This window comes from Micromonospora sp. NPDC051925 (assembly GCF_044548625.1).
In the GTDB taxonomy this organism is placed as follows: Bacteria; Actinomycetota; Actinomycetes; order Mycobacteriales; family Micromonosporaceae; genus Micromonospora.
In genome coordinates, this window is record NZ_JBIUCH010000002.1 from 381,879 (window position 1) to 396,001 (window position 14,123).

9 protein-coding genes are annotated in these 14,123 nt (G+C 73.6%); all 9 read right to left on the reverse strand.

The genetic code is table 11. The annotated features are described in order from the left end of the window. Positions 1 to 19: 19 nt before the first annotated feature. Positions 20 to 847: an ABC transporter permease gene (locus ACIG87_RS04405; RefSeq protein ID WP_396848091.1), complete on the reverse strand. Its 828-nt coding sequence runs from the start codon at positions 845 to 847 to the stop codon at positions 20 to 22. Further along, positions 844 to 2,016, reverse strand: a complete 1,173-nt coding sequence (locus ACIG87_RS04410) for an ABC transporter ATP-binding protein (protein WP_396848092.1) — start codon at positions 2,014 to 2,016, stop codon at positions 844 to 846. Before ACIG87_RS04410 ends, ACIG87_RS04405 begins: the two co-directional genes overlap by 4 nt. 69 nt (positions 2,017 to 2,085) lie before the next feature. Further along, positions 2,086 to 2,916, reverse strand: coding sequence for an alpha/beta hydrolase family esterase (locus tag ACIG87_RS04415; protein ID WP_396848094.1), 831 nt, complete (start codon positions 2,914 to 2,916; stop codon positions 2,086 to 2,088). A gap of 442 nt (positions 2,917 to 3,358) precedes the next feature. Then, positions 3,359 to 5,179: a hypothetical protein gene (locus ACIG87_RS04420; protein ID WP_396848185.1), complete on the reverse strand. Its 1,821-nt coding sequence runs from the start codon at positions 5,177 to 5,179 to the stop codon at positions 3,359 to 3,361. Between the two features lie 86 nt (positions 5,180 to 5,265). Next, positions 5,266 to 6,228: a sulfotransferase domain-containing protein gene (locus ACIG87_RS04425; protein WP_396848095.1), complete on the reverse strand. Its 963-nt coding sequence runs from the start codon at positions 6,226 to 6,228 to the stop codon at positions 5,266 to 5,268. Between the two features lie 26 nt (positions 6,229 to 6,254). After that, positions 6,255 to 7,076: an alpha/beta fold hydrolase gene (locus ACIG87_RS04430; RefSeq protein WP_396848187.1), complete on the reverse strand. Its 822-nt coding sequence runs from the start codon at positions 7,074 to 7,076 to the stop codon at positions 6,255 to 6,257. A gap of 2 nt (positions 7,077 to 7,078) precedes the next feature. Further along, positions 7,079 to 7,387, reverse strand: a complete 309-nt coding sequence (locus ACIG87_RS04435) for an acyl carrier protein (RefSeq protein WP_396848096.1) — start codon at positions 7,385 to 7,387, stop codon at positions 7,079 to 7,081. A gap of 59 nt (positions 7,388 to 7,446) precedes the next feature. Then, positions 7,447 to 12,441, reverse strand: a complete 4,995-nt coding sequence (locus tag ACIG87_RS04440; RefSeq protein WP_396848098.1) for a beta-ketoacyl synthase N-terminal-like domain-containing protein — start codon at positions 12,439 to 12,441, stop codon at positions 7,447 to 7,449. Between the two features lie 52 nt (positions 12,442 to 12,493). After that, positions 12,494 to 14,123: SDR family NAD(P)-dependent oxidoreductase (locus ACIG87_RS04445; RefSeq protein WP_396848100.1), on the reverse strand; the 1,630-nt coding region annotated here is incomplete at its 5' end.

Below are 14,123 nucleotides of genomic sequence, written 5' to 3' on the forward strand. Positions count from 1 at the left end.
GGTGCCGGGACGTGGCCGCTCACTGGATCGCCCGGCGGCCGAAGCAGCGGACGCTGACCCAGGTCAGCACGACGGCCACTCCGGTCAGCACGGTCAGGCACACCCACGCCGGCAGGTGCGGTACGCCGGGCAGCAGTGCCCCCCGCACCCCCTCCGAGACGTAGGTCATCGGGTTGAGCGCGGTGACCGCCTGGTACCAGGGCACCGACGACAGCCGTGGCCACGGGTAGTGGATGCACCCGGTCCAGATGATCGGGGTGAGGATCACCGAGAAGGTGACGTTGATCCGCTGCACCGGCAGGGTGGTGGCCAGGCTCATCCCGATCGCCCCGCCGATCCAGGCCCCGAGCAGTGCCACCACGAACGCCAGCGGCAGCCCCGCCGGCCGCCACGGCGCGGAGCCGACCATCAGCGCCCCGAGCGGGTAGATCAGCACGGCCGCGAGCAGTCCCCGGATGGTGGCGATCACCAGCTTGCCGATCGCGACGTACCCGGTCGGCAGCGGCGCCATCAGCCGATCCTCGATCTCCATGGTGAAGCCGAACTCCTTCACCAACGGCAGGGCCACGCTCTGCAACGCGGTGGTGAGGGCGGCCAGCGCGATGATGCCCGGCAGGAACACGTCGGCGAAGCCGCGGCCCACCAGACCCTGGCTGCCGAGCACGGTGTTGAAGACGAAGAGCATGAACAGCGGGGTCAGCCCGACCTGCACCAGGATGATCCAGAGTTCCCGGCCGGTGACCATCAGGTCGCGGCGCAGCACGGCGGCGAAGACCCGGCCGGTCCCGGGGCGGGGGCGCGGGTGGGGTGTCGCGCGCAGCGGGGTCGGGGTGTCGAGAGCGGTCACCGCGGTTGCCTTCCGGTGAGTTCGATGAAGACGTCCTCCAGGCTGGGCTCGCCGATGTCGACCGCGTTGATCGCCGCCGACCGGGCGGCGAGCACGGTCACCGCCGGGCTGAGCAGCGCGGCGGGGTCGGTGGCCAGGTGCAGGCGGACACGCAACCGGCCGTGCCCGCCGCCGTTGCCCGCCGCGCCGCCCCGCCCGAGCAGGCCCGCGCCGGCCAGGGCGGCCAGCCTGCCGGCACCCGGCCGCCCACCACCGGCCCCGGCGGCGAGCGCGGCCAGCATTCCGGCGCCACCCGCCCCGACACCGGCCAGCCCGGCCCCGCCGCCGGGTCGCCACCCGGCCGGGCCGGCCGGAGCCGCCAACCGCTCCGCCTTGCGTACGCCGGTCAGCTCGCCGAGGGCGGCGCAGAGCGCGTCCGGGTCGTCCCCGGGGGCCGGGGTGACCGTGAGGTCGAGCAGCGCGTCACCGGCCAGGCCCCGGACCAGGCTGGACGGGGTGTCGACGGTGAGCAGCCGGCCGTGGTCGACGATGCCGACCCGGTCGACCACCCGGGCCGCCTCGTTCATCGCGTGGGTGGTCAGCACGATGGCGACCCCGCGCTCGCCCAGTTGCCGGAGCTGACTCCAGATCAGCAGGCGGGTCTGCGGGTCGAGCGCGTTGGTCGGCTCGTCGAGGAAGAGCACCGCCGGCTCGTGGGCCAGCGCACGGGCGATCATCAACCGCTGCGCCATCCCACCCGAGTACGCCTCGATCCGCCGGTCGGCGCGCTCGGTGAGGCCGAACCGTTCCAGCAGCTCCTCGGCGCGGGCCTGCGCTTCCCGGCGTCGTACCCCGTGGTACGTGGCGTGGTAGACGAGGTTCTGCCGAGGGGTCAGGGCCCGGTCCAGGTTGTTGTGCTGAGGCACCACGGCCAGTTGGGCGCGGGCGGCAGCCGGGTCGCGGCCCACGTCGATCCCGCCGACCAGGGCCCGGCCGCCGGTGGCCCGCAACCGGGTGGTCAGGATGCCGACGGTGGTGGACTTGCCGGCCCCGTTCGGCCCGAACAGCCCGAAGATCTCGCCCGGCGCGACGGCGAACGACAGCCCGTCCACCGCGTTGGTGTCGGTGCGGGGATAGCGCTTGACGAGATCGTGGACCTCGACCACGGCCGGCCCGTCTCTGCTGGGCATCTCAACTCCTGTTCTGGGGTGCGGATACCGCCGCCCGCGCGGGGTGTCGACGGCGGGCGGCGGTGACGGTCAGCCGCCGGTGGGCTTGGGATGTGCGGCGAAGAACCGCCAGATGGTGTCGGTGGCGTTCAGCGCGGTGGAGGGGGGATCGAGGTTGAGCAGCTTCTCCGCGCGGGCCGGGTTGGGTCGGCCGCCGGGCCACTGGTGGCCCGCGTCGGCGATGGTGATCAGCTCGACGGCGCGTCCCTGGGCGCAGGTCGCCGTCGACCGGGTGACCGGCCCGTCGGTGGTCACCTTCGGCGCGGCGCAGGAGTCCACGGTCCGCCACCGGGCGGCCAGCTCGGGGGTGGGCGGGCCGTCGATCTTCACCGGGTTGCGGCCGGTGCCGTCGTTGTCCCGGCGGCCGGGACCGCCGCCGTACGGCATGGTCTGGTCCTGCTGGCCGTGGACGTGCAGCACCGACACCGGCTTCGGGTCGGGGCACTGCCCGGTCAGGGTGCTCGCCACCGCGCCGATCGCGGCGAAGGTGGTGGTGTCGCAGACCAGCCGGTACGCCAGCAGCCCACCGTTGGAGATCCCGGTGACGTAGCGGCGGGCCGGGTCGACCGGCAGGTCCTTTCCGAGGGTGGCGACCAGTTCGGTGATGAAGGCGACGTCGTCGACGCCCTCCCGGGCGGGCGCACCGCAGCACTGCGGTCCGACGGCCCAGGCCCGGTTCAGCCCGTCGGGGAACACCACCACGAAGCCGTCCCGGTCGGCCTGGCCGGTCCAGCCGTACGCCTGCTCGGCCTGCTCGCCGGTGCCGGCCGCGCCGTGCAGCATCACCACCAGGGGGACCGGCGTGGCGAGGTCGACCGAGGCGGGTCGGTACAGCCGGTAGGTGCGCTTCCGCCCGTCCACGGTGATGGTGTGCGTGGAGCTGCCGACGGGGACGTCGGCTGCCGGCCGTGCGTTGCCGGAGGGCGAGGCGCTGGCGGCCGGTCCGGACCCGTCGTCGGTGGGTCCGGCGTCCTGGCGGCCGAGACTGCACCCGGTGGGAGCGATCAGGGCGACGAGCAGCGCGAGCGTCCCCGCGAGGCGGGTTCCCGACCGGCCCGACCGGCGGAGACCCCGCCCGACGTCGGGACGAAAAACGGTAAAAGGCATCATATCTATACTTTCGCCCGGGAATGTTCGAGCAACGTCAGGGACGCGCCAGGATTCGGCAAAGGGCACGGGCCGTCCGCGATCGCCCCTGCCTCGCGGCCGGGAAGCGAGAACCACGCCGGGGGAGCGAGAACCGCGGTCGGGAGCGGGGGCACCGGCCCGGCGACGACGCTGTCACCGGGCCGGCCCCCGGACCTCAGTAGCCCCGGAGCCGGATCAGTTCCCAGCCACCCTCGGGGACGTCGTCGCTCGGGTTGGTCCGCAGGTTCATCGGGTTCGCCATCCCCAGGTAGAGGGTCGGACCGTCGGCGACGATGTTGCGGATGCCGTAGTTCAGGTAGTTGCCCAGCCCGGTGTTGTTGACCGTGGTCGCCGCCTTCGTCGGCGAGCTGAACACGTAGAGGTCACCGCCGTACACCGCCTCCGGCAGGGCATTGGCCTGCACGCCGGCCGCGTCCAACGGCGCCTCGGCCAACTCCTTGGCCAGCTTTGGCGACAGGCCCAGCTCGGCGGCGGTCTCCTTGCCCAGCTCCTTGGCCAGGTAGCTCCAGTCCATCGTGCCGACGTACAGCTTCCCGGCGGTCACCACCATCTTCCAGGTGTAGTTGTTGTACGGGTTGCCGAAACCGGCCGGGCCGAACTTCGGCGTCAGGTGCGTCGACTGCAACGCCCAGGCCCCCGCTCCGCCGTTGGCCGCCGGGTCGAACGCGGGCAGCTCGGTCGAGCCGTAGAGCAGGTCGATCTTCTGGAAGTTGGAGCCGAAGTTGCGGCCCCGGTAGATGCTGATCGACCGCTGGGTGTTCTGGATCGTGGCCTGGGCCGCCGCCTCGTCCGCCGGCGGGTACGTCGTCATGTGCAGGGTGGTCGCCTTCATCGGCACGTGCATGGTGCCCCAGTAGAGGAAGCCGCCGTAGGAGGCCAGGCCGCCCAGGGCGTAGGCGCGGGCCACCACCGGGTCCGGTTCGTAGGCGGACACGTTCCACACCTGCTGCCAGCCGTCGGCGTCCTCGGGGTTGAGCCCCGGAGCGCCCGACGACAGCGGTGGGCTCATCCAGACCGCGGCGATGCTCGTCGGCACGGCGGCGGAACCGGCCGTCGGGCCGGCCAGCTCGTCGTCCGAGCCCGGCCAGGTGGTGACGAAGACCCGGCCCTGGTGCACGGTGAGATCGGCGGCCTGCGCCGGCAGGTTCGCCACCACCGTGAACGCGAACGGGTCGGACTTGCTGCCCGTCCAGCGCAGCACGTTGCCGCGCTCACCGCCGTTCGCGCCGACCCCCACCCCGGCGTACAGCGCGTCACCGGCCACCGTGAAGTGGCGGATGTTGCCGTACATGGGGAAGTTGCGCGACCCCAGGAAGGCGCCGCTGTCGGTGTCGAACGCGAACAGGTTGACGCTGGTGCCCAGCGCCGGGCCACCCAGCAGCGCCACCCCGCCGAAGTTGCCGGCCGCCCGGATGCCGGCCGTGGACTGCAACCGGTTGGCGTCCTCGGTGGAGGCCGACTTCACCAGATCGGTCTTCTCGGTCAGCTTGTTGGCCCGGGTGTCGTAGGTGTAGATGCGTGGCTGGCGGTGGTCGCCGAGGATGGCCGGCAACTGCGGGTTGCGCTTGGCGACCTGGCTCTCGCCGTACTCGCAGACCCAGTCGTCGTTGACCGTCGGAGTGCTGTTGCGCAGGGCCCGTCCGCTGGTCAGACAGTTGACGTTCGCTCCGGTGCCGAACCACAGCATCTTGCCGGCCCGGGTCATCCCCCACAGGTACGACTGGTTGACCTTCGCCTGTCCGGTGGCGCACGGCGGTCCGGCCGGGTAGGGCTGCCCGATCCCGGCGAAACACTCGTCCGGCTGGGCCTTGGCGAGCAGCTGCGGGCTGCTCTGGTGCGCGCCGGCCGCGCTGGCCGCGTCGGCGGCGTCGAGCGGCGCGCTGAGCGCCGCCGAGGGAATCACCAACACCGACCCGAGTCCGAGTACGGCGACGACGGCCGACAACCGCCGCGTGGAGATCCGGAGTGGATTCACCAACTGTCTCTCTTTCCGAAGGAAGGGGGACACCCGTCCCGGTCCGGTGACCGGACCGAGGCGGGCAGGGACAAACAGGGAACCGGTCAGACGGCGGCGGGCAGCTTCCGGGGCGCCGGGGCGACGACCCGCGACGCGACCTGCTCGGCCCACCCGGACGGGTCGGGGAAGTCCAGGAAGCGGCCGAGGCCGGTCAGCTCCCCGACCGGGTCGGCGACCAGCTCCTCGTAGGACATCCGGAGCAGGTGCTCCGGGGGCACGTCCCTGAGCGCCTGGTCGGCCTGGCTGCTCATGAAGGCGCACAACCCGAGGTAGCGGCGCAGATCCTGACCGCGCTCCCGCAGCGCGTCGGCGGTCAGCCGGTCCGGGAGGTACCGCTCCAGGTCCTCCGGCACCGACTGGTCCGGGCCGACCCGGAACGGGTCCAGACCACACCGGCCGAGGAACTCCACCCGCAGTTGGATGAGCTGGAAGGACGAGTGCCGGCTCATCGACCGGGCGGTGTCCTCCCAGTTGCGGGTCAGGTAGACGACCTTGCAGTCCGGAAAGCCCCGCAGCAGGTACGGCGCCACGTGGCTGGAGCCGCCGGAGCGTTCCACCCAACGGGTCTTGCCGGTCAGCACGGCGAGCAGGTCCAGGAAGTCGTGGTGGTGCTGGGCCACCGTCTGGGTGCGGAACTCCGGCACCCGCTCGGCGAGCTGGTCGAACAGCGCGTCCGGGTCGGCGGTGAGCTTCGACAGGGTGATCGCCAGGATGCGGGGCAGCTCGGTCAGCCGGTCGGCCCACCGGCCCGTCTGCGGGTACCGGACCTCCTTCGGCGGCAACCCGATGCGGAACAGGGTGGCCAGCTCCGCCTTGGGGCTGGCCAGCACCGCCCAGTACTCGGGTCCGGTGAGCACCTCGGCGCTGCGCGCCCACGGCGCCACCGACATGAAGAACTCCTGGGCCGACAGGGTGTCCGGCTCCTCGTGGATCAGGTCGGACAGCAGCGTGGAGCCGCACCGACCGTTGCTGATGATGATCGAACGGCCGGTGATCGGCGTGTCCATCGGAAGACCTCCTGGGTGTCGCGTCGTCATGCGGTGGTGGGTTGGGCCAGGTCGAGCGAGCAGTCCTCGGCGAGCCAGGCGAAGACGAGCCGGCGTACCTCCTCCGGCCGGTCGATCAGCACCGTGTGCTTCTGGTCGGGCAGGACCACGACCCGGGTCTGCGGCAGCAGCCCGCGTACCGCCGGGGCCAGCTCCACCACCGCCGAGTCGCCGCCGTAGAGGCAGAGCACCGGACATCCGATCGCGGCCAGCGCCTCGGTCGCCGGCAGCGGACTCGCCGGCAGCTCCTCCGCCAGGCTGGTGTCGGTGAGCATCCGATGCGTCTCGGCGGCCCGCTGGGCGGCGATCCGCCCCCGCCGGGCCCCGATCTCGGTGACCGCTCCGGTGCGGGGCAGCCGGGCGGCGACGCGGGCGAGTCGCTCGCGTACCCGTCGCATCCACTCCGGGATCGGCGGCGCGGACTCGATGGTGACGATGCCGGCCACCCGGTCGGGGTGCCGGGCGGCGAAGCCGAACGCGATGGTCCCGCCGAACGAGTTGCCCAGCAGCAGCAGCGGACCGGTGACGTCCAGGTCGGCCAGCAGCGCCGCCAGGTCGTCGACGAAGTCGTCCAGGGCGTACCCGGTGGTGGGGCGCTCGCTGCGCCCGTGGCCGCGCAGGTCGTACAGGACGGTCGGGAAACCGGCCCGGGACAGCGGCTCGGCCAGGGTGAAGTACCAGCTCGCCATGGTGTCCGAGGCCATCCCGTGGATCAGCACGGCGGTCGGTGGCCCGGTCCGGCCGTCGGTGGCCGGACCGGGGGGATCGAGCCGCTGCGTGTGCAGGGTGATCCCGTTCGCCCGGACCATGGTCACCGGCTGCCTGCCCCGATCTCGTCGGCCTTCTCCACCGAACTGGCGATGTGCGTGACGAGCTGCCCGACCTTCAGCTCCCGGACGGTCTCCAGGTCCAGCTTGGCCACGAAGTGGGCGAAGTTGACCGTGTCGCCGTAGCGGGACTGGAGCCGGCCGGCGAGCGCGACGACGTCGATGCTCTCCATTCCCAGGTCGTCCGAGAACGTGGTGTCCATCGTGACCACCTGGTCGTCCGCGAAGTCACCCAGTACGGCGTCGATCATCTCGGTGAGTTCGGCGAGGATGGTGTCCTGGGCCGCAGGCATGGTCGTTGCTCCTTCTGCTGATCGGATGGAATGGGCCGCGGTGCGGACCGGGTGCCGGGTCACGGCCGGGACACCCCGGGCGGGGTGGCCGGCTCCGGCTCCGGCCCCCAGGTCCAGGCGACGACGTACCGGCGGGTCGGCAGATCCTCGGGATTCGTCACGTCCCGGTGGCCGACCCGGTACGCCCGCCCGCCGATTTGGACGGTCAGGCCGGTCTCGGTGGCGGAGTACACCCGGAACCGGCGCGGGGTGCCGTCCAGCCCGGTGCCCTCGGCCTTGGCGACCGCCTCCTTGGCGGCCCAGAACCGGGTGAACCACAACCGCCGGGCCGCGACGTCCGTGCCGGCCAGCGACGCCAGCAGGGTCATCTCGGCGGCGGTGAGGGCGAAGGTGAACGTGCTCTCCGGGTGGTCGGTGACCTCCGCGACGTCGATGCCGACGCCGGGACCGCCGGTCGTCGCGCCGGGTGCCCGCCGACGGGCGATCGCCACCCCGATCTCCGCGCAGTGCGCCAGGGAGACGTCGCAGTCACCGAGGCCACGGCCGGGCCGCCCGCGTACCCACGGCCGGCCGTCCGGATCGTTGCCGACGGTCAACTCGATCGGGTAGATGTCGGTGTGGCCGTCCTCCCACAGCCGGGCCCGCACCGCGTCCTTCGCCGCGATCCGGCCCAGCATCCACTGCTTGCGGGTCTTCGCCGGGTGCCGCTCGTACTCCGCGTACGCCGCGCCGCCGAGGATGCCCCGGGCGGCCATGCCCCGGGTGACCAGGTCGGTCCAGCAGTCGAACGCCATCGTCCAGCCCTCGGGCTGCAACAGCGACATCGGGTGCCGCTCGGGGAACCGTTCCGCCACTCTCGCCTGCGGGTGGCTGTCGAACCGCCGGTCGACCGCCCCCTCGATCTCCGACCACACCCGCCCCTGGTAGCTGAGCTGGGTGTCGGCGACGAGCTTGCCGTCGTCGACGACGCGCACCCGGGCCACGCACTCGAACGCCCGGCCGGCGGGCGGGGGCGGCCCGTAGAACCGCACCTGGCCGAGCCCCACCGGCAGGGCCACCGTCCGGAACGGCTGGGTGGTGATCAGCCAGTTGCCGATGAGCTGGAGCGCGTTGTCCAACAGCGCCCCGGGTGGCACCGGGGCGGTGACCACGCCCCGGACGTGCATGTCGCCGAGCGCGTGGACCTCGGTCACGCCCTGGAACTGCGGGCCGTGGAACATCAACCGCTCCGCGTACATCTCGGCGGCGCCGAGGGTGGGCGGCCGTTCGGTGGCCGGGTCGTGGGTCCAGACCGGCGGCGGCGTCGGGTACCCGGCACCGACCTCGATGGTCGCCCGGGCGTACCCGCCGAAGGCGACCGCGTACCGGTTCGGGCCGGCCGCCCGGACCACGATCTCGACGTCGGTGGCCGGTTCGGCGATCAGCCACTTGTTGAACTTGGCGTCGTGCACCGCCACCACGGGGAGGCCGGGCACCAACTGCTCCACCGCCTCCATCATGTGGGCGACCAGCGCGGTCGCCGGTACCACCGGCCACCGGTCCTCCGGGTCGGGCCAGTCGTCGGGCTGCACGAAGAAGCAGTGGTCCAGCAGGTACGGCATGGTCTCCAGGGAGATCCGCCGAGTGATCCGGCCGATCTCCGCCCCGGCGACGGTCCCCGGGCGGGCCGGGGTCGCCGGCGGCCTCCCGACGGGTGCGACGGGCGGCCTCCCGACGGGCGCGGCGGAGGTCTTTCCGACCGGGGCGGCGGGTGGTGCGGGTCGGGTCGGCGTCGCCGTGCCGTTGCCGCCGGTCGTGGCCAGGAGGTGCACCGAGCCCTGCGTGGTCTCCCGCAGCAACGCGGCGAGTTCGGCCGCCGCGCTGGACCCGCCGGCGAGCCGGTGCAGCGCGTCCAGCGCGCTGGCCGGCTCACCAGGTGGCGCGGCGACGGCGGCGGGGGCCTCGCCGCCCCGCCCACCGGGCTGTCCGACCGTCCGCGCGGCCGGGGCCGGCGTCGCGGCGGCCGGTCGGGCGGTGGGCGTCTGCACGGCGGCCGGTCGGGCGACAGTTGTCGGCATGGTGGCCGGTCGGGCGGTGGGCGGCTGCACCGCCGCCGGTCGGGCGACCGATGGCGCGGCGGCGACCGGCGTCGGTGCCGTCGGTCGGACCGGTGCGCCGACCTGGCCGGGTGCGGCGACCACCGGCCCGGCGCCGCCGTTCCCGGTGACCGGCGTCGGCCTTGGCAGCGCCCCGCTCGCCGACGCGGTCACCCCGAGCAGGCCGGCCGCGTCCGCGCCGAGACGGACCAGCGGCCCGCCGAGGTCGAGCTTCATCCGGGGCCCGCGGCGGCCGATGCTGCCGCTGGGCTTCGCCGGGCCGTCGGTGCCGGCCGCCGCCGAGGTACGGCCGCCGACGGCCGCCGCCGCCGAGGTACGGCCGCCGGTGGCCAGGGCCCGCAGATCCGGCGTTGCCCCCTCCACCCACAGTGCGGTGGCGACCCGGCGCAGCTGGTTCAGCCCGCTGCGGTGCGCGGTGTTCACCGGCATCGCGAGGTGGTCGCGTCCGCGCAGGTTGTCGCCGATCAGCGAGGCGAGCTGCCCCGCGCCGACCTGGAGGAACACCCGGAACCCGGCGTCGTACATCGCCTCGACGGTCTGCCGGAACCAGACCGGCTCCATCATGTGCCGGACGAAGATCCGGTTGACCTCCTCCTCGTCGGCGGGGAACGGCGCGTGCAGGGTGGCCGACCACACCGGCATCCGGGTCGGGTGCACCTCCCACCGGCCCAGGGCGGCGCCGATCGAGGTGAGCCCGTCGGCGAAGGCGGGAGTGTGGAACGCCGACCGGAACGGCAGCTTCTGGCACAGGATGTTGCGGGTGCGCAGCGCCTCGACGAGCTGGTCGACCTGCTCCTCCGGCCCGTTGACCACCGACTGTGCCGGGGCGTTGTCGTGCGAGAGGACCACGCCGGGGTAGTCGCCGAGCAGCGGTGTGACCTGGTCCGCGCCGGCTCCGACGGCCGCGAAGACGTACCCGGAGACCTCCACCGAGTCGGCGTTGAACAGGTCCAGGAACTCGTCCATCGCGGCGGTGCTGATCTGGCCGCTGACGGCGGCGGCGGTCCACTCGCCGATGCTGTGCCCGGCCACCGCGTCGGGACGTACCCTGATCCGGGCGAGGGCCTCGTCGAGCAGCTTGCCCACCTCGATCAGGCCGGCGCCGTGCCGGCCCAGGTCGGCGGCGGACCACTCGCGGTCCGGCAGGCCGAAGTGGGCGGCCAGGTCGGTGGTACGCGGGGAGAACTCCGCCTCCAGGCCGGGGAAGACGAATGCGAGCTTGCCCGCCCCCGCACCGAGCAGTGGTCGGGGACTGAACCAGATGTCCCGGCCGCCTCGCCACGCCTGCCCCCGGGCCACCGTCTTGCGAGCCACCGCCAGCAGTTTGTCGGTCGGGTTGACGATGCCCAGCCGGGTCGGCTCGGGCGAGTCGCCGCCGGAGCGACCGGCCAGCTCGACGCCGAGCCGACGTACCTCGTGGTCGTCGCGGGCCAGCAGCTCGGCGAGCCCGGCCGGGTCCGGAGCGGCCAACCAGAGCACCTGGTCCGGCTCGTCGACCACGGCCCGGCCGGCGGCCGGGGCGGTCAGCGCGACCACCGGCTCGCCCGCCGAGACGGGTGCCTGCTCGATGATCAGGTGGGCGTTGATCCCGCCGAACCCGAAGGCGTTGACCCCGGCCCGGCGCGGGCCGTCGCTCTCCCACGGCTGGGCGGTGGCGATCGGGGCGAACCGGGTCGCCGCCATCTCGGCCCGGGGCGTCTCGCAGTGCAGAGTGGGCGGGAGCACCCCCCGGTGGACCGCGAGCGCGGCCTTGATCAGGCCGGCCACCCCGGCGGCCGGCATGGTGTGCCCGATCATCGACTTCACCGAGCCGATCACCGGGCGGGGACCACCGGTGTACGGGCCGAACACCTCGGCCACCGTGGTCAGCTCGGCGGCGTCCCCGGTCGGGGTGCCGGTGCCGTGCGCCTCCAGCAGGCCCAGCGCGTCCGGGGCGGTCGGGTCCAGCCCGGCCGACTCCCAGGCCCGCTTGATCGCCAGCACCTGACCGGAGACCGCCGGGTTGAACATGCTCGCCGACTTGCCGTCGCTGGACACCCCGCTGCCCCGGATCACCGCGTAGACCCGGTCACCGTCGCGGACCGCGTCGGCGTAGCGCTTGAGCACCACCACGCCGGTGCCCTCGCCGATCAGCAACCCGTCGGCGGCAGCGTCGAACGGCCGGATCTCGCCCTGCCGGGACAGCGCCCGGAGCTGGTTGAACACCGACCAGAAACTGATGTCGTGCACGTGGTGCACGCCACCGGCGAGCACCGCGTCCAGCCGGCCGTTGACCAGCTCGGTGATGCCCTGGTCCACCGCGATCAGCGACGAGGCGCAGGCCGCGTCGATGGTGTACGCCGGGCCGCGCAGGTCGAGCCGGTTGGCCACCCGGGACGCGGCCAGGTTCGGCACCAGACCGATCGTCCCCTCCGGCTGGTACGGCCCGAGCCGCTCGTCGAACTTCTTGCGCAGCAGCTCCAACCGGGCCGGGTCGACGTCCGGGATCAGCTCCCGCAGGATGCTGACGACCTGGCTGGACATCCGCACCCGCTGGGCGTAGCGGGCCTGGGCGGGGCTGAGGATGCCACCCCGGCCGAGGATGACGCCGATCCGGTCGCGGGCCGGGAGCCGGTCCCCGCCGCCCGCGTCGTCGATCGCCGCGGCGGCCACCTCCAGCGTGATCAGCTGGTCCGGCTCGATGTCGCCGACGGAGGCCGGCATCACCCCGAAACGCAGCGGCTCGAAGGTGGCGAACTCGTCGACGAATCCGCCGCGCCGGCAGTACATCCGGTCGGCCCGGTGGGACTGCTCCGGGTCGTAGAACTCCTCGTCCCAGCGGTGCGCGGGGACGTCGGTGATCGCGTCGACCCCGCCGATCAGGTTGCGCCAGTAGCTTTCCAGGTCACCGGCCGAGGGCATCAGGGCGGCCATCCCGACGATCGCGATCTGGCCGGGCGCAGCGGCGCCGTTGTTCATCGGTTCCTCCGACGGGTGGGGCGGGTGGGGGCGGGACGACACATCGACGCCCTCACCACCCGGAGGCGGTGTAGACGACCGAGGTGACCGACGAGTCGGCCCAGGCCAGCTCGCGCAGCAGGGCCAGCGCGCCCTCCTCCGGGTCGATCAGGCCGATGCCGCGTCGGGCGTACTCCCGGCTCAGTTCGGCGGTGACCATGCCGCCGTGGCCCGCGCCCGGGGCCCACGGCCCCCAGTGGACGGTCACGCAGCGCACCCCGGTCCGGGCCGCGTACCGGGTGCCGATGGAGTCCAGGGCGTCGTTGGCCGCCGCGTAGTCGGCCTGCCCCCGGTTGCCGTAGGCGGCGGCGATGCTGCCGAAGAAGACCAGGAACCGCGGCGGGGTGGGCAGCGCGTCGAGGCCGGCCAGCAGGCCGCGTGCCCCGTCGACCTTGGTGTCGAAGACCCGGGTGAACGACGCCGGATCCTTCTCGGCGATCAGCTTGTCCTCGATGATCCCGGCGGCGTAGACCACGCCGTCGAGGCGGCCGTGCTCGGCGTGGATCTCGGCCAGCAACTGCCGGGTCGCCGCAGCGTCCCGGACGTCCAGGGTGTGGTAGCGGACCTCACCGCCCAGCTCGGTCAGCTCGGCGATGGTCGCGGTCACCTCCCGGGCCGCCAGGATGCGCTGCGCGGTCCGGGCGATCTCGGCCGGCGCGGCCGGCCCGCGCCGGGCCAGCACACCGACCAGCGCGGCCCGGTCACCGGCGGCTGCCAGCTCCGGGTCCTCCGGGCCGGACGGCAACGGGGTACGGCCGACCAGCTCGATGCGGCACCCGCTGGCCGAGGCGAGCGCCCGGGCGAACCACGGGGTGATGCCCCGAGCCCCACCGATCAGCACCACCACCGAGTCACGTTCCAGGCCGATCGCGGCGGCCTCGGACACCCCGTCGCCGGCCGGACCGGCGCCACCGGCGGCCAGCGCGCCCAGCTCGACCGGGACCAGGTCGGCGACGTACCGGTCGTCGCCGCGCCGGGTGACCACCGGGGCGTCGGAGGCGGTGAGCAGCTCGTCGAGGAGTTGCCGGGCGAGGACCTCCGGCGTCGCCGCCGGGTCCACCGCCACGAAGCGGGCGGTCAGCCCCGGGTACTCGCGGGCGATCGTGCGGAACAGGCCGGGCATGCCGTCGGCGGCTCCGGTGACGTCCTGCGCCCCGGCGGCGAGCAGCCAGCGCGGCCCGGCGGCCAGGGCCCGCTGCAACAGCGGGAACACGTCGGGCAGCAGCGGCTCGTCGAGGTTGGTCAGCCCGTCGAGCACCAGCACCCCGTCGAAACCCTGGTCGGCCTGCTCACTGTCGAGCACCCCCAGTTGGCCGCCGGCACCGTACGCGCCGAGCAACTCGGCCAGGTACGCCCCGACCGGGCCGCCCCCGGTGATCAGGAAGCGCAGACCGGTGAGCACGGTCGACGGGTCGATCCGCTGCCCGGCCTGGACGCTCTCCAGGGCGATCAACCGCTTCGGCGCGATCCCCACCCCGACCTCGGCGGGCGCGGACGCGGGCCCGGCGGTGACGGCGGCCGGTGGGGCGATGGTCGCCGTCACGGTGACCGTGGCGTTCATCTTCTGGTCGAGCCAGGTGACCATGGCGCGGACGGTGCGGGCCTTGACGAGGTCTTCGAGTTCGCTTTCGTCGCCTTCGACG

Coding starts and splice junctions, on each gene's coding strand:
- ACIG87_RS04410 (WP_396848092.1), bottom strand. CDS start 2,016: ATGCCCAGCAGAGACGGGCCGGCCGTGGTCGAGGTCCACGATCTCGTC.
- ACIG87_RS04435 (WP_396848096.1), bottom strand. CDS start 7,387: ATGCCTGCGGCCCAGGACACCATCCTCGCCGAACTCACCGAGATGATC.
- ACIG87_RS04440 (WP_396848098.1), bottom strand. CDS start 12,441: ATGAACAACGGCGCCGCTGCGCCCGGCCAGATCGCGATCGTCGGGATG.
- ACIG87_RS04425 (WP_396848095.1), bottom strand. CDS start 6,228: ATGGACACGCCGATCACCGGCCGTTCGATCATCATCAGCAACGGTCGG.
- ACIG87_RS04430 (WP_396848187.1), bottom strand. CDS start 7,076: ATGGTCCGGGCGAACGGGATCACCCTGCACACGCAGCGGCTCGATCCC.